Consider the following 16,266-nt stretch of genomic DNA (forward strand, 5'->3'; position numbering starts at 1 on the left):
TGAAACGAATCGGCGCCGCGATACTCGACGGGATTTTGCCTTTTCCTAAATTGGCCCACGGATGGCCATTGCGAGGTTCGAACCATGACTGTCTCCCGCCGACTGGCGCTCTTGATGACCGCTGCCGCGTTGCTCACCGCTTGTGGTGAATCTTCCAAACTGCCGCCGCAGGCCAGTGTCGGCCCGAGCCCGCAGTTGCCTGAGCCCACGACCACGCTGATCCCGACGTTGAAGGTGTCCAAGGCCATCGGCTGGTCCGGCAGTGATAAACCGAAAGCGCCCGCCGGTTTCACGGTGACGGCCCTGGCCGAGAACCTCGACCACCCGCGCTGGATCTACAGATTGCCCAATGGCGATCTGTTGGTCGCCGAAAGCAATCACCCGCCGATGCCTGAGGGCGCCACTGACGGTGGCAGCGGTCCGCTGGCCTGGGCGCGGCGTACCGCGATGGGTTTTGTGATGGGCCGTGTCGGCGCCGATGCGCCCAGCGCCAATCGAATCACCTTGCTGCGCGATGCCGACGGTGACGGTCACGCAGAACTGCGCACAGTGTTCATGAGTGGACTGACGTCACCCTTCGGCATGGCATTGGTGGGCAACGAGCTGTTCATCGCCAACGCCGACGCCCTGGTCAAAGTGCCTTACAGCGAGGGGCAAACCGAGATCACGGCGACGCCGGTGAAAGTCACCGATCTGCCTGCCGGCATCAACCATCACTGGACCAAGAACGTGCTCGCCAACCCCGAGGGCACCAAGCTGTACGTCACCGTGGGCTCCAACAGCAACGTTGGCGAAAACGGTCTGGAGGCCGAAGAAGGGCGCGCGGCCATCTGGGAAGTTGACGTTAAAAGCGCAGACAAGCGCCTGTTTGCCAGCGGTCTGCGCAACCCCAACGGCCTGGCCTGGAAACCCGGTTCGAGCCAGTTGTGGACCGTGGTCAATGAACGCGATGAAATCGGCAGCGACCTGGTGCCGGATTACCTGACGTCAGTAAAAGACGGCGCGTTCTACGGCTGGCCATGGAGTTACTACGGCAGCCACGTCGACACCCGGGTTGAGCCGCCGCGCCCGGACAAGGTGGCCCAAGCCATCGCCCCGGATTACGCGTTGGGCACCCACGTTGCACCGCTGGGCCTGGCGTTCTCCGATTCACGCGCCATGCCCGCCGGTTTCGCCAACGGCGTGTTCATTGGCGAACACGGCTCGTGGAACCGCAATCCGCAAGCCGGCTATAAGGTGGTGTTCATTCCGTTTCGCGACGGCAAGCCTTCAGGTTTGCCGGTGGATTTCCTCACCGGTTTCCTCAATGCCGAAGGCGAAGCGCAGGGGCGTCCGGTGGGCGTAGCGCTTGATCGTAGCGGTGCGTTGCTGGTGGCAGACGATGTCGGCAACAAAGTATGGCGCGTGGCGGTGGCCAAGCCTGGTCAATGACGCCTGAGCTGCGCTCTCAGTGCAGACGATAAAAGGCGCGTGCCATGAGGCACGCGCCTTTTTTGTGGTCGGAAGAAACCGACTCAAACCCCGCCCTGGGTCTTGTGAACCGCGTCGATGATGACCTTGGCCACGTCGGCCGGGCGCGATTGCTGCGGGACATGGCTGGCTTCGACTTCGGTGACCTGCGCTTTCAACTTCTTGGCAAACGCACGTTGCAGGTCGGGCTGGATCATGCGGTCTTCACGGGCCACGACGTACCACGACGGTTTGCCTTTCCAGGCGGCGGCAGTGGTTACGTCGCCAAACGCCGAGGCTCGAATCGGACCTTGTGTCGCGGTCATGATGTCGGTCTGCGCGGCTGGCAGATCTTGAGCGAAGCCTGTGGCCATACCCTGGCGGGTCATGTACAGAAAGCCGTTTTTATCCGCGGCGATGTCTTTCGTACCGGGTGGTGCCGGGTAGTCCTTGCCCAGGTCTTTACTGGCCTGACCGGCATCGGGCGCAAACGCGGCGACGTACACCAGCCCACGAACTTTCTGGTCAGTGCCGGCCTGACTGATTACTGTACCGCCCCAGGAGTGCCCGACCAGCACGACGTCGCTGTCCTGGTTGTTCAAGACGCGTTGCGTGGCGGCCACGTCATCGGCCAGCGACGTCAGCGGGTTTTGCACCACGGTGACCTTGATGCCTTCGGCCTGCAACAACGGAACAACCTTGGCCCAGTCAGAGCCGTCTGCGAAGGCGCCGTGTACGATCACTACCGAAGGTTGCGCAGTAGCGGCATGGCTGCCGACGGCGAACAGTGACGCCGTCATGGCGAGTGCGAGGGCGATAGCCTTGGGTTTGAACATGGTTAAATCTCCTGTGGTTGGTGTGATCCAGTTTCAGCAATACGCGAACGGTCCGGTATCGGTCGTTTATCCGAGGCAGGCCAAAAAACGAGAGGGGGGGCAGAACGGTATGCGCGACAGTGACGGCATCGAGCTGGAGAGTGCGATCGTGGCGTTGTCCATGGTCGGAGACCTGAGCATGGGCCAGCCCTTCGACCAGTCACGTCGTACCGCCCGGCTGGTCCAGCTGCTCGCACAGTCGTGCCACGGGGCCGGTGAACACACCGAAGTTGCGCGGCAAGTGGCCTTGCTGCGCTGGTCGGGTTGTACCGCGAATGCCGAGGGCTTCACCCGTCTGCTGGGCGATGACGTCGAGGGCCGCAACGCGATGCTCAGCCAGACGCTGGGGGCGGCGGGCTTGCGGGCCCTGCGCAAATCGACGCCGTTGGCGCAGGTGCATTGCGAAGTGTCGGGCGATATTGCGCAGACACTGGGCCTGAGTGCGCCGGTCGAACACGGGCTGCGGCATGTGTTCGAGCAGTTCGACGGCGAAGGCAAACCCTTTGGATTGCGCCATCCCGAGGTGCCGGAGGTGGTGTATCAGGTACTCCTGGCCGGCGATCTGGAAATTCTCTCGCGGGTTCACGGGCTCGACGCCGCGCTGGAATGGATCGCGACCAAGGGCAATCGTCGCTACCCGGCATCGCTGGCCGCCCGGCTCACGCAACATGCCGCAGACTGGCTGGAGTCGTTGCGCGTCCCAGAGGTCACTCCATCACAACCCCGTGAAAACGGGATGAAGGTGCCGCTTACGCTGGTGGGGGATGTGATCGACCTCAAGCTGCCCTGGCTGGCGGGCTATTCGCGTCGCTCGGCCGAATTGGTGCGCGAAGCCGCCAGACTCTGGGGCTTGTCGGAACAGTCGGGCGACCAGGCCGCGAAGGCCGCGCTGGTGCATGGCATCGGCCGGGCGGCGGTTCCCAACCGAATCTGGAACACGGCGGGGGCGCTGCTGGACGGTGATCTTGAACAGGTACGCCTGGTGCCTTACTGGACGTCGCGTACCTGCGGCCAGATTCCCGAACTGTCGGTGCCGGGCCGGCTGGCGGCCAACGCTTACGAACGACTGGATGGCAGCGGCTATTTCCGCGGCCTTGAGGGCGATGCCTTGCCCGCTGAGCAGCGCTTGCTGGCAGCGGCGTTGGTTTGGCAGGCGTTACGTTGCGAACGCCCCTGGCGACCGGCCTTCACTGACAGTGACGCGGAACGTCTGTTGCTCGACGAAGCCGCCCAAGGGCGTTTCGACCCTCAGGCCTGTCAGGCGGTCATCGCGGCGGCGCACGGTGAAAGCGCTGTAGCGGCCAAAGTGAATGGCAGTCCGCTGACCGACCGCGAAACGCAAATCCTGCAACGGATCAGCATGGGCGGGAGCAACAAAGAGGTGGCACGCCAGCTCGGCATCAGCCCGAGTACGGTGCGTACCCATGTCGAGAGCGTGTTCCGCAAATTGCACTGCACCACCCGTGCGGCTGCAACGCTCAAGGCGCTGACCCTCGGGCTGATTTGAGCCTCAAATGGGGATGTGGGTTGTCGACAACACCTGGCGTAACCCCATGAACGAACGGATCTGCCGCACGCCGGGCAGGTACAACAATTGCTCCGCGTGCAGCCGGTTGAAACTGTTGCTGTCCTTGGTTCGTATCAACATGAAGTAGTCGAATTCCCCCGTCACCACATGGCATTCCATGCAGCCGGAAACCTTTTGCGCGGCGGCCTCGAAGGCAGCGAAGGATTCCGGCGTCGAGCGGTCCAGCACCACGCCGATCAACACCACCATGCCCGCATCCAGCGCGTCATTGTCCAGCAAAGCGACGATGCCCTTGATCAAACCAACCTGCTTGAGGCGCTCGACGCGGCGCAAACACGCCGGCGCACTCAGTTTTACCTTCTCGGCGAGCGCCACATTGGAGATTGAAGCGTCGCGCTGCAGGGTTTTGAGTATGGCGCGGTCGGTCCGGTCCAGCGGGTGTGGCTCCGGGCTGGGTGTGCCGGTTTTTTTGTGAGTATTTGTTGCGTTCATATGGATTTATACGCAATAAAAAGTTGTTAGAAGTTATATGTGGTGATTTATGTTTCTTTAATGCATTGAAACTTGCAACACATATTTTTGGCTTTGTTCTTAATATTGAACTCATCGAAGCCCCTCTGAAAGAACCTGGAATGCAGCCTGTTTGCCTTTCGGTCTGGCGCTTGGATATCCAATAATCAAGGAGCAGAGTCATGAACCTGAATCGTTTCAAACGCTATCCGTTGACCTTCGGTCCTTCGCCCATCACCCCCTTGAAACGCCTCAGCGAACACCTGGGCGGCAAGGTCGAGCTGTATGCCAAGCGTGAAGACTGCAACAGTGGCCTGGCCTTCGGCGGCAACAAGACGCGCAAGCTCGAATACCTGATTCCCGAGGCCATCGAGCAGGGCTGCGACACCCTGGTGTCCATCGGCGGGATCCAGTCGAACCAGACCCGCCAGGTCGCCGCCGTCGCCGCACACCTAGGCATGAAGTGCGTGCTGGTCCAGGAAAACTGGGTGAACTACTCCGATGCCGTGTATGACCGCGTTGGCAACATCGAGATGTCTCGCATCATGGGCGCGGATGTACGACTGGACGCCGCCGGGTTCGACATCGGCATCCGGCCCAGCTGGGAAAAGGCCATGAACGATGTGGTGGAGCGCGGCGGCAAACCGTTTCCGATCCCGGCGGGCTGTTCCGAGCATCCGTATGGCGGCCTCGGCTTCGTCGGTTTCGCCGAGGAAGTCCGCCAGCAGGAAAAAGAACTCGGCTTCAAGTTCGATTACATCGTGGTCTGCTCGGTGACCGGCAGCACCCAGGCGGGCATGGTGGTCGGGTTTGCCGCCGACGGTCGTTCGAAGAATGTCATCGGTATCGACGCTTCGGCCAAACCGGAAAAGACCAAGGCACAGATCCTGCGGATCGCCCGGCACACCGCTGAACTGGTGGAGCTGGGGCGTGAAATCACCGAGGAGGACGTGGTGCTCGACACACGGTTCGCCTATCCGGAATACGGTTTGCCGAATGACGGCACGCTGGAAGCCATCCGCCTGTGCGGCAGACTTGAAGGCGTGTTGACCGACCCGGTGTACGAAGGCAAATCCATGCACGGGATGATCGAAATGGTTCGCCGTGGCGAGTTCCCCGAGGGCTCGAAAGTGCTTTACGCACACTTGGGCGGGGTGCCTGCGCTGAATGCCTACAGCTTCCTGTTCCGTAACGGCTGATCACAAACCTGTAGGAGCCTACTTGCCGGCGATGGCGGCCTCCAAATCGATGCAGAACTCACGGGCCTCATCGCCGGCAAGCCGGCTCCTACAGTGGATTGTGTTGTTCACATTTTCGTGTCTGTCACCAAACCCTTGTAGGAGCCGGCTTGCCGGTGATGGCGGTCTTGAAATCGATGCAAAACCAACGGGCCTCATCGCCGGCAAGCCGGCTCCTACAGTGGATTGTGTTGTTCACATTTTCGTGTTTGTCACCAAACCCTTGTAGGAGCCGGCTTGCCGGCGATGGCGGCCTTGAGATCGATGCAAAACCAACGGGCCTCATCGCCAGCAAGCCGGCTCCTACAGGAAAGGGGATAACGTTCAACCGCCAGGAGTAGCGCCATGCATGCGATATCGCAATCCGCCGTCTGGATCAAGGAACCCTCGGCGGATGCCGGGGTGGTCATCGTGACCAGTGCCGCGTTGCCCAAATACATGATCGACAAGCTGCACGTGGCCATCGACGACTGGGATCAGGTGGCTTACCTGGCCGTCAAGCAATCCAGGGCATTGATGCTCGACTGGTTGCGGATCGGGTCCAGCCCCGAGCAAGCGTGTGATGCCCGCCAATTGCTGCGCGGCGTGTGCAAAAGCAGTTTTTTACTGGACGTCGAAGTCGGCACGGTGCCGGGCCTGACCTGGCTGGGATCCGTCTGCGGTCACCCGCTGCGCGTCGTCGACCTGGGAACAATCGCCTCAACCCATGCGGCGATGGATCGACAGGTGGAAGCCGTTTTGTTGGCGACCCGGAGTCTGGCGAAAAGCGTGCTGCAGGAGCGCTACGTCATTTAGCGGATGTCTTCACCCGCTCAATCAAACACACCCAATAAGAAAGGCAACGCCTATGAGCCGATCTGCCGACCGTCGCAATAACGCCAGGAAATGGATGCGCGAGCCCTCAAGTGGCACGCGCATTGTTGTGATCACTGCTGGACTGGGCAGTGAACATCTAGAGTTGATTCACCACAGTTTCAGTTGCTTTGAAAACATTGCACTGATGCAGGTTGATGTCGCGCCGATGACCGCTGGAATGTTTGAAACGCACACATCCACCTGTGATTACTGCCTTGTCGTGTCAGGCGAACTGGATAAGCGCTTTTTACGCGATTTGCCCAAGCGCAGAATCAATATTTACCCGATAGCCCGGGATGCCCGGACCGAGCGCTCCGTCATCGAAGCGGTCGAGCAGGTCAAAAGCCTGGCCCGAGCGAACCCTCCACCGCGTATTGATACCGAATTAGCCTTTTGCAGGAGATGCCCATGAACCCGTCCGATCTTCATGCCCAGTTACCCGGCCAGACCACGGAAGATGCCGAGGAAATCGCTGAATGGCGCGATGCCTTGCTATCGGTCGTTGCCCACGGCGGCGCCGGGCAGGCCCGGCAGATCATGGACATGCTGGTGACGCTGGCCAGCACCTGCGAGATGAATTGGCGGCCCCGTCACGGCACGCCCTACATCAACACCATCAGCGTTGAGCAGCAGCCGGTGTTCCCGGGGGATCTGGCACTCGAAGAACGCCTGGCCTCGATCATGCGCTGGAACGCGTTGGTCATGGTGGCGAGAGCCAATCAGGCCTACGGGGAACTCGGTGGCCACATCGCCAGTTACGCGAGCGCTGCCGATTTGTTTGAAGTGGGCTTCAACCACTTCTTCAGGGCGCGCACTGAAACCAGCGGCGGCGATCTGGTGTTCTACCAGCCGCACTCGGCGCCGGGTGTCTATGCACGGGCTTTTCTGGAAGGCCGTCTCGAAGAGAAGGACTTGCAGCATTACCGACAAGAGATCGGCGCGCGCGCCAATGGTGCCCGGGGTTTGTCGAGTTATCCGCATCCGTGGTTGATGCCGGACTTCTGGCAGTTCCCGACCGGCTCGATGGGCATCGGTCCGATCAGCTCGATCTACCAGGCGCGTTTCATGCGCTACCTGGAACACCGCGGCCTGCAAGACACCGCCGGGCGCACCGTTTGGGGGGTGTTCGGCGACGGTGAAATGGATGAGCCGGAAAGCATGTCGGCCCTGACGCTGGCGGCACGCGAAGGGCTGGATAATCTGGTGTGGGTGGTCAACTGCAACCTTCAGCGTCTGGACGGTCCGGTGCGGGGCAACGGTCGCATCATCGACGAGCTGGAGGCGCTGTTCGGTGGGGCCGGCTGGAACGTCATCAAACTGGTCTGGGGCTCTGACTGGGACGGACTGTTTGCCCGGGATCACGACGGCGCACTGGTCAAGGCCCTGTCCGCCACGGTCGATGGCCAGTTCCAGACGTTCGCCGCCAAGGACGGACGTTTCAACCGCGATCAGTTCTTTGGTCAGAACGAAGCCCTGGCTCATCTGGCCCAGGGCCTGACCGATGAGCAGATCGACCGCCTCAAACGCGGTGGCCACGACGTGGTGAAGATTTTCGCCGCCTACCAAAGCGCGATGCGCGAGGGCAGAAAACCCACGGTGATTCTGGCGCAGACCAAGAAAGGCTTCGGCATGGGCGACGCCGGGCAGGGCAAGATGACCGTGCACCAGCAGAAGAAACTCGATAAGGATGCCTTGATCGCCTTCCGTAACCGTTTCAATCTGCCGTTGACCGATGAACAGGCGACCTCGCTGAGCTTCTTCAAACCAGACGACGACAGCGCCGAAATGCGCTACCTGCATGAACGTCGCCGGGCATTGGGTGGTTACATGCCGTCGCGGCCCACCACGTCGACGTCCTTGGCCGTGCCCGACGTCAACAGCTACGCCGGGTTCGCCATTGCCGCCGAAGGCAAGGAAATGTCCACCACCATGGCCTTCGTGCGGATGCTCAGCGGTTTGCTCCGGGATAAACAACTGGGGCCGCGCATCGTGCCGATCGTGGCCGATGAAGCGCGCACGTTCGGCATGGCCAGCCTGTTCAAGCAGATCGGGATTTATTCCAGCGTGGGCCAGCGTTATGAGCCGGAGGACATCGGTTCGATCCTGAGTTATCGCGAAGCCCTTGACGGGCAGATTCTCGAAGAGGGCATCAGTGAGGCCGGTGCGATCAGTTCCTGGGTGGCCGCCGCGACCAGCTATTCGGTGCATGGCCTGCCGATGTTGCCGTTCTACATCTACTACTCGATGTTCGGCTTCCAGCGTATCGGCGATTTGATTTGGGCGGCGGCGGACCAGCGGGCGCGCGGGTTTCTGCTCGGCGCCACGGCGGGACGCACGACGTTGGGCGGCGAAGGTTTGCAGCATCAGGACGGCAACAGCCACCTGATGGCGGCGATGGTGCCCAACTGCCGGGCCTACGATCCGGCGTTCGCCGGTGAGTTTGCGGTGATCCTCGATCACGGCATGCGCCAGATGCTGGAGCGTCAGGTAGACGAGTTTTATTACGTCACGCTGATGAACGAAAACTACCCGCAGCCCAACCTGCCCGAGGGCGTCGAACAGGCAATTATCAAGGGCATGTACCTGTTCGCCCGGCATGAAGTCGAGGACGCACGTGGCAGCGTTCAGTTGCTGGGTTCCGGTGCGATCCTGCTTGAAGTGATCGCGGCGGCCGAGCTGCTGGCCAGCGACTGGAACATCGACAGCGAGGTCTGGAGTGTCACCAGCTTCACCGAGCTGGCTCGCGAGGCCCGTGAAGTGGAGCGCTGGAATCGCTTGCATCCGGGACAACCGGCGCGGCGCAGCCACGTTCAGGAGTCGCTCAACGACGCGGCACCCATCATTGCCAGCACCGATTACGTGCGTGCCTTGCCCCAGCTGATCGCCAGCTACGTGCCGGCGCGTTACACGGTGCTCGGCACCGACGGTTTCGGCCGCAGTGATACCCGCAGCAGGTTGCGCGCGTTTTTCGAAGTGGACCGCCATCAGATCGTCTTGAGCGCCCTGACGTCACTGGTTCAGGACGGGCGCCTCGATGCCGGCGTGTGTGCCGAAGCGATTGCGCGCTACGGGATTGATGTTGACGCCATCGCGCCTTGGGACGCTTGAAGCCGGGCTTCAGGTCGAGTCGAATTTTCAGGAAATGGTCATGAAGAATGTGCATGAAGTGCGAATGCCCGACATCGGCGATGCCAAGGATGTCGGTGTCATCGAAATACCGGTCAAGGCGGGCGATGCGGTGGTCGAAGGGCAGACCCTGATCATTGTCGAGACGGACAAGGCGTCCATGGAAATTCCATCGCCGCAGACGGGCGTGTTGCAATCGTTGGTGGTCAGTCTGGATGACAAAGTCAGCGAGGGATCGCCGATTGCCTTTATCGAGAGTGAAGGTCTATCGGCGGCGCCTGCCCCCCGCATCGAGCCTGTTGCAACGGTCATAGAGCCTCAGCCGATTGCCTCGCCAGGGTTGCTCATCGAAGCGGCTGATCCGCCAACGGACTTGCCGCTGGCTTCGCCGTCGGTTCGCAAGTTCTCTCGAGAACTGGGTGTTTCGCTCAAGGCCATTCAGGGCACGGGCCTGCGTCGCCGCATCACCAAGGACGACGTGTTGGCCCATGTGAAAGGCGCACTGACGGTAACTGAAACCCGTGCCCAGCCGTTGGGCGGATTGCTGCCCTGGCCGGTGGTGGATTTTGCCAAGTACGGGCCGGTGGAAACCCGGCCACTGTCGCGCATCCGTAAAATCAGCGGGGCCAACCTGCATCGCAATTGGCTGATGATTCCCCACGTGACCAATCATGACGACGCGGATATCACGCAACTCGAACAGTTCCGCGTGCAGGTGAACAAGGAAAAGGCCGGCAGCGGGGTCAAGTTGACGTTGCTGGCGTTGTTGATGAAAGCCTGTGCGGGTGCGTTGAAAAAATTCCCGGAGTTCAATGCCAGTCTCAACGGCGACGAATTGGTGTTGAAGGGTTATTGCCACATCGGTTTTGCCGCCGATACACCCGAAGGGTTGGTCGTCCCCGTCATCAAGGACGTCGATCAGAAAGGTGTGCTGGCGATTGCCCGGGAAATGTCGGCGCTGGCTGAAAAGGCGCGGGCGGGCAAGTTGAGCGTTGCCGAGATGAGTGGCGGCTGCTTTTCAATCTCGTCGTTGGGCGGCATTGGCGGGACCTATTTCACGCCGATCATCAATGCGCCGGAAGTCGCGATTCTCGGGGTGGGCAAAAGCACGGAGCGACTCGCGCTGGAGGGCGGGCAGGTTGTCACGCGCAACATGCTGCCGTTGAGCCTGAGTTGGGATCATCGCGTGATCGATGGCACGGAGGCGGGGCGTTTCAACGCCTATCTGAGCAGTGTGCTGGCGGATTACCGCAGGCTGGTTCTGTGATCGGGGGGACGGTTTGTCGGGTTCGTTCAGCCACTTGAACATACAAATTCCCCGGTCGCGGACACAATGCAGATACATGAGTGCGGTTTGATGAGGCCGTCCAACACCACAAAGAGGCTTTTGCCATGTTCCGCAAACTGCAGCTTGCCGCCAGGTTCCTCAGCCAGAGCACGCGCCTGATGGTGGGCGTTCCGGATTACGACAACTACGTCGCGCAGATGAAGCTGAATCATCCGGACCAGCCGGTCATGAGCTATTCAGCATTCTTTCGCGAACGTCAGGAAGCACGTTACGGCAAACGCAGCTGCACGACGCGGTGCTGCTGAACGCCGGTTGAACGGCGGCTGCCGAAAAGCCTCGTCCTCATTGAGAGGGCGGGGCTTTTTGCATTTCAGGGTCAGCAAACTGTCCGTATGCAGCCACTTTAATCCGGAGCCTGCAATCAGTAATCTGTGACACCGCCATTTGGATGGAGCCAAATCATGCCACTCACCCACCGCCCCGTACGCGCTGAAGATGTTCTGACGATCTGCAACTTCCCGCAAAACCCTGAAGAACTGTTTTTCATGTTTCCGAAGGCGCAGTACCCGCTGACGGACGACCAGCTACTGGCATCGATTGCCCAACGTTCTGACTCAACGGTGGTTGAAGAGAACGGCTCCGTGATTGGTTTTGCGAACTTTTACAAGTTCGAGCGTGAGGGCGTGTGCACGATTGGCAACGTGATCGTGTCCCCCAAGGCCCGGGGGAAAGGCGTGGCGAAATTTCTGGTGGAAACGATGGTGGGGCTGGCGATCGATCGTCACCGGGCCAGTGAAGTGCAGATTTCGTGTTTCAACGAAAACACTGCGGGGCTGTTGCTGTACCCGCAACTCGGTTTTGTACCGTTTGAGATCGAGGAGCGGTTATCGCCGGATGGTCGTCGGGTCGCGCTTTTAAATATGAGGTTGCTCACCCAGGCGCGCCCCGCGGACATCCCATGCGCGTAGACAAGGCTTGCCCCGTGGTTACACGCAACATCGAGCGGCTGGAAATTTTAGCGTTCCGGCATCCGCTGGCAGGTCTGCAACTGGTCAAGGGTAGCGTGGAGCCGGGAGAGTTGACTGGCACCGCGGCTGTCCGGGAGTTGTTCGAAGAGGCCGGTATCAGGGGCGAAGTAATGCGGGATCTGGGCACCTGGAATTCGATGATCACAGGACACACGTGGGCGTTTCACGAGTGTCGCGTGACGCAGAACCTTCCAGATGCCTGGTGTCATTTTGCAGCGGACGATGGAGGTCATGAATTCGCGTTTTTTTGGCATCCATTGGCGAGCAAGCCCAGTGACGAATGGCATCAGGTTTTCAAGGACGCTCTGGGGTTCTTGAGTCGGCGTCTTTGTTGAAAACAGGGCCCTTACAAACGCAAACAATCGCGCCTCGTGCTCAGCTGCCGCGTGACTAGACTAACCAGGGTTATCGAACGGCAGGGGCGACAACCGTGGCGCTACTCTTATGGACTCATTGATCACAGCCGCAGCGCGGGCGCTCGCGGCGGGTGATCCGCTCGGTGCGCTGGACCGGGTGGCGTTGCGTGACGATGCGCCCGCGCTCGCGTTGCGCGGCATCGCCATGGCGCAGCTCGGCGATCTGGTTCGGGCGAAAGCGCTGGTGAAAAGCGCCGCGCGCGCATTCGGGCCGAAAGAGCCGTTGGCGCGGGCGCGCTGCGTGGTGGCCGAGGCCGAAATTGCGCTGGCTTCGCGTGACCTGGGCTGGCCAGTGAAGGCGCTCGAAACGGCACGCCTGACGCTTGAGGCCCACGGGGATCGAGTGAACGCCGCCCACGCGCGGTATCTGCAGATTCGGCGATTGGTGCTGATCGGTCGGCTCGACGAGGCGGACGTTCTGTTGGCCGCGCTGGATCCCGCACCGTTGCCGCCGGTGCTGCGCGCCGCCCATGAATTGGTGGTGGCGGGGATTGCCATCCGCCGCCTGCAATCGCAAACAGCCCGGCTTGCCCTGGCGAGGGCCGAACATGTCGCACGCGAGGCGAGTATCCCGGCGCTCACTGGCGAAGTCGAAAACGCCGTTAACGTCCTGAATTCCCCGGCGGCGCGCCTGATCGCCCATGGCGAAGAGCGACCGTTGTGGCTGGATGAAGTTGAAGCCGTGCTTGGGTCGACCGCGTTGGTGGTGGACGCCTGCCGTTATGCCGTGCGCGGCGTTGGCATGTCGGTTTCCCTCGCCAGGCGCCCGGTGTTGTTCACCCTCGCTCGGGCGTTGGCCGAAGCGTGGCCGGCGGACGTATCGAGGGAAACACTGATCCGCCGGGCGTTCCGCCTGAAGCTTTCGGACGAGTCCCATCGAGCGCGCTTGCGTGTCGAAGTCGGGCGCTTGCGTGTGGCGCTGAAACCCTTGGCGGGCGTCATCGCCACTCAACGCGGGTTTGCGCTGGTGGCGCTGGTTTCATCTGACGTAGTGGTGTTGGCGCAACCGGTCGAAGAACGACACGCGGCGCTGTTTGCCTTGCTCGCCGACGGCGAATCCTGGTCGAGTTCGGCGCTGGCGTTGGCCCTCGACACCAGCCAGCGCACGGTGCAACGCACACTCGACGCGCTGGCGGCGGCGGGCAAAGTGCAGCCATTCGGACGTGGCCGGGCGCGGCGCTGGATGACCCCGCCGGTACCGGGTTTCGCGACGACCTTGTTACTCCCGGCGCCACTGCCGAGTGACTAGGATGAACGCCACGAACCCCTGAAGAGGTAACCGAGATGAAACACTCAACCGCAGAAATCCTCCGCGAATATGGCCCGTTCGCCGGTGTCGACAGCGTGCATGGCGTGACCTGGGACGGTGAGCGCGTCTGGTTTGCCAGTGGCGAAAAACTCATCGCTCTCGACCCGGCCAGCGGCAAGACCCTGCGTTCAATCGACGTCATCGCCGATGCAGGCACGGCCTTCGACGGCCAGCACCTGTTCCAGATCGCCGCCGACCGCATCCAGAAAATCGACCCGCAGACCGGCAAAGTGCTTAACACCATCCCGGCACCGGGTGGCGGCAATGATTCCGGGCTGACCTGGGCTGAGGGGACGCTGTGGGTCGGCCGCTATCGCGATCGGAAAATTCACCAGATCGACCCCGAGACCGGCGCGATTTTGCGCACGATCGAGTCCAACCGCTTCGTTACCGGGGTGACCTGGGTTGACGGGCAGCTGTGGCATGGAACGTGGGAAGGGGATGAAAGCGAGTTGCGCCGCGTGGATGCCAAAACCGGAGAAGTGCTGCACAGCGTCAAGATGCCGACCGGAGTCGGCGTGTCGGGACTTGAGTCCGATGGCGGCGATCAGTTCTTCTGCGGCGGCGGTGGCAGCGGGAAGGTGAGGGCGGTGCGGCGGCCAGCGTGACGCATCACGCTGCTCGCGGTGGGACCGGCCTCAAGGCGCTCCAAACAACATCGTCCAGTAAACCCCTTCATCACTGCGAGCGTCCGTCGCGTAGGCGGCTCCCACTTGGGTGAACAGCGGGCTCATCAGGTTGGCGCAATGTCCGGGGCTGGCGAGCCAGCCTGCCATTGCCTTGCTCGGTGAGCCTTGGCCTGCGGCGATGTTTTCGCCGATCTGGCGGCCACGGAATCCGGCAGCCCGCGCCCGGTCGGCAGGCATATCACCGTCGGGATCGCGGTGTGCGAAGTAATTTCCGTAGGCCATTGCCTTGCTGTGGCCCTGCGCCGCTGCCCCGAGGCTGGCATTCCAGGCCAGTGGCCGGGCGGCGGCAAAGCGCTGGCGCCCACAGATACGCGGTTTTGCCCGCGCGGCGTTGACCTGGGCGAGCAACGCCTGGCTGACGGCTCGCGTGTCGCTCATCTGGCTGTCCAGCACCGGCCGCGCCAGCACCACTTGCCATTCGCTGCGGCTGCGGCTGACGCCGATATCGGCGTATTGGCTATCCAGCAATGCCGTGCAGTAATCGCTCTGCAGCAGGTCGAAGGCCTCTTCGGCATCTTGCGCGCCGACCACGCGCAGAGTGCGCACGGTCACAGCCTGATAACCGGACGCTTTCAACCGGTCCCGCAAGCCGCCGCCGTAGCCGATCGGCAGGGCCAGATTCGATTTCAGCGCCAGCGGTGCCAAGCGTTGGGCGGGACGCCGCTCGCAGCGTTGTGGGTGGGCGCGGTAATCGTTGATGGCTTCCACCAGTTGCCGTTCCGCGCCGGCGTGGGCGGGGCTGGAGGTAAAAGAAAGCAAGGTAAACAGGCACAGCGAAGTCAAGCGCAAGGCGTGGGCGGTTTGGCGCATGGAGGGACAGCTCTGAAGAGATGGCGGCGGTTAGGGGAGGAATTGGCGCCGCTGTAAGACTGGGGAGTTGAAACAAGGTTCACGGGGCAGGAGCGCATATTTACCGGCGACTTCGTGTGTCCGACAGACGTACCTTCAACCCCCCCATCCCTCGCGCACAGCCGTGCGAATCCCTTCCAGCAACATCGCAAACGCCGGGTTGTCATTGTTCTCGCGCCAGATCAAATGCAACTCGCTCTGCACGCCTTCCCCCAGATCGATATCGCGAAACACCACGTTCTTGAACACCACGCTGCTGGCGCACCGTGGCACCAGCGCCAGGCCCATGCCGGCGTTGACCAGCGCCAGAATGGTCAGCGACGAACCCAGCCACTGCACGTATTCCGGGGCGACGCGGGCCGAGCGCAGCATGCCGGTCAGCAGTTCGTTGAACGGTGGGTAGGCGGCGTGGGAGTACATTAGAAACGGTTGCGCATCGAGGTCTTTGACCGACACGATTTCGGCGCTGGCCAATCGATGATGGCTGGGCACGGCCAGGACAAACGGCTCGCGCACCAGGCATTCCGTGGCGTAGCCCGGTTCCAGCAACGGCGCGCGGACGATGCCCAGATCGATGCGGCGGGCGCGCAGGGCTTCGTGCTGTTGGTAGGTATTCATCTCCGACAGGTCGATTTTCACGTGCGGTTGCTTGAGGCGGGCTTCGGCAATGACTTTGGGCAGGAATTCATACACAGCGCTGCCGACAAAACTGATGTTGACCGTGCCGATATCGCCCTCGGCAAAACGCCGGGCGGTCGCGGCGGCTTGCTGGGCGCGTTCGAGCAGGTTCTGCGCTTCGATGAAGAAGGCGCGGCCGGCGGCGGTCAGGGCGACGCTGCGGGTGGTGCGGGTGAACAGCTCGACGCCCAGGTGATGTTCCAGCAGCTGAATCTGTCGGCTGAGCGGCGGCTGGGTCATGTTCAACCGTTCGGCGGCGCGCCGGAAGTTCAGTTCGGTGGCCACCGTGGTGAAGCAGCGCAGTTGGGTCAGTTCGAACATTGATCTAATCCAGGTATCAATCGAATGCCAAGTTAGATTAGACGGGATCAATGTCGGCGTCCATGATCGGCTCGTCCCTAAAAAAACAATGAACGGGAGTCGCCCCC

At 61.6% G+C, this 16,266-nt stretch carries 16 protein-coding genes; 12 read left to right on the forward strand and 4 right to left on the reverse strand.

What is annotated here, in order from left to right:
• Positions 1–84 precede the first annotated feature (84 nt).
• Complete coding sequence (locus ACYZUC_RS01205; RefSeq protein ID WP_461992880.1) at positions 85–1,431, forward strand: PQQ-dependent sugar dehydrogenase; 1,347 nt, start codon at positions 85–87, stop codon at positions 1,429–1,431.
• An 83-nt stretch (positions 1,432–1,514) separates the two neighbouring features.
• Here the strand turns inward: ACYZUC_RS01205 and ACYZUC_RS01210 are convergent, their stop codons facing one another.
• Entirely contained in the window at positions 1,515–2,285 is a 771-nt protein-coding gene (locus ACYZUC_RS01210; protein WP_461992882.1) for an alpha/beta hydrolase, read from the reverse strand.
• A 109-nt stretch (positions 2,286–2,394) separates the two neighbouring features.
• Here ACYZUC_RS01210 and ACYZUC_RS01215 point away from each other — a divergent pair, with 109 nt between their 5' ends.
• The gene (locus tag ACYZUC_RS01215) at positions 2,395–3,831 is read left to right on the forward strand and encodes an HD domain-containing phosphohydrolase (RefSeq protein ID WP_461992884.1); all 1,437 of its coding nucleotides are present in this window, start codon (positions 2,395–2,397) and stop codon (positions 3,829–3,831) included.
• 3 nt (positions 3,832–3,834) lie between these two features.
• Here the strand turns inward: ACYZUC_RS01215 and ACYZUC_RS01220 are convergent, their stop codons facing one another.
• A complete protein-coding gene (locus tag ACYZUC_RS01220) occupies positions 3,835–4,344 on the reverse strand; it encodes an Lrp/AsnC family transcriptional regulator (protein ID WP_461992886.1) in 510 nt (169 codons plus the stop codon).
• A 200-nt stretch (positions 4,345–4,544) separates the two neighbouring features.
• Between ACYZUC_RS01220 and ACYZUC_RS01225 the strand changes: the two genes are divergently transcribed.
• From ACYZUC_RS01225 to ACYZUC_RS01270, 10 genes are all read left to right on the forward strand, one after another.
• A complete protein-coding gene (locus tag ACYZUC_RS01225; protein ID WP_008045265.1) occupies positions 4,545–5,561 on the forward strand; it encodes a 1-aminocyclopropane-1-carboxylate deaminase in 1,017 nt (338 codons plus the stop codon).
• A gap of 384 nt (positions 5,562–5,945) precedes the next feature.
• A complete protein-coding gene (locus ACYZUC_RS01230; RefSeq protein WP_461992888.1) occupies positions 5,946–6,395 on the forward strand; it encodes a transketolase in 450 nt (149 codons plus the stop codon).
• Positions 6,396–6,447: 52 nt separating this feature from the next.
• A complete protein-coding gene (locus tag ACYZUC_RS01235) occupies positions 6,448–6,867 on the forward strand; it encodes a hypothetical protein (protein WP_461992889.1) in 420 nt (139 codons plus the stop codon).
• Complete coding sequence (mdeB, locus tag ACYZUC_RS01240; RefSeq protein ID WP_461992890.1) at positions 6,864–9,563, forward strand: alpha-ketoglutarate dehydrogenase; 2,700 nt, start codon at positions 6,864–6,866, stop codon at positions 9,561–9,563. The genes ACYZUC_RS01235 and mdeB overlap by 4 nt, the downstream gene beginning before the upstream one ends.
• Positions 9,564–9,603: 40 nt before the next feature.
• On the forward strand, positions 9,604–10,848 hold the full coding sequence (locus ACYZUC_RS01245) for a dihydrolipoyllysine-residue acetyltransferase (protein ID WP_461992891.1): 1,245 nt from the start codon (positions 9,604–9,606) through the stop codon (positions 10,846–10,848).
• A 125-nt stretch (positions 10,849–10,973) separates the two neighbouring features.
• The gene (locus ACYZUC_RS01250) at positions 10,974–11,174 is read left to right on the forward strand and encodes a YbdD/YjiX family protein (protein WP_008033844.1); all 201 of its coding nucleotides are present in this window, start codon (positions 10,974–10,976) and stop codon (positions 11,172–11,174) included.
• A 156-nt stretch (positions 11,175–11,330) separates the two neighbouring features.
• A complete protein-coding gene (locus ACYZUC_RS01255) occupies positions 11,331–11,837 on the forward strand; it encodes a GNAT family N-acetyltransferase (RefSeq protein WP_461992893.1) in 507 nt (168 codons plus the stop codon).
• A complete protein-coding gene (locus ACYZUC_RS01260; RefSeq protein WP_461992895.1) occupies positions 11,828–12,232 on the forward strand; it encodes an NUDIX hydrolase in 405 nt (134 codons plus the stop codon). Before ACYZUC_RS01255 ends, ACYZUC_RS01260 begins: the two co-directional genes overlap by 10 nt.
• 109 nt (positions 12,233–12,341) lie before the next feature.
• The gene (locus ACYZUC_RS01265; RefSeq protein ID WP_461992897.1) at positions 12,342–13,562 is read left to right on the forward strand and encodes a helix-turn-helix domain-containing protein; all 1,221 of its coding nucleotides are present in this window, start codon (positions 12,342–12,344) and stop codon (positions 13,560–13,562) included.
• A 35-nt stretch (positions 13,563–13,597) separates the two neighbouring features.
• Positions 13,598–14,230, forward strand: coding sequence for a Vgb family protein (locus ACYZUC_RS01270; RefSeq protein WP_461992899.1), 633 nt, complete (start codon positions 13,598–13,600; stop codon positions 14,228–14,230).
• A 30-nt stretch (positions 14,231–14,260) separates the two neighbouring features.
• Here the strand turns inward: ACYZUC_RS01270 and ACYZUC_RS01275 are convergent, their stop codons facing one another.
• The gene (locus tag ACYZUC_RS01275; RefSeq protein ID WP_461992900.1) at positions 14,261–15,121 is read right to left on the reverse strand and encodes a CAP domain-containing protein; all 861 of its coding nucleotides are present in this window, start codon (positions 15,119–15,121) and stop codon (positions 14,261–14,263) included.
• A 135-nt stretch (positions 15,122–15,256) separates the two neighbouring features.
• On the reverse strand, positions 15,257–16,159 hold the full coding sequence (locus ACYZUC_RS01280) for a LysR family transcriptional regulator (RefSeq protein ID WP_461992901.1): 903 nt from the start codon (positions 16,157–16,159) through the stop codon (positions 15,257–15,259).
• Positions 16,160–16,266: the final 107 nt, after the last annotated feature.

The organism is Pseudomonas sp. GT1P32 (assembly GCF_054897805.1).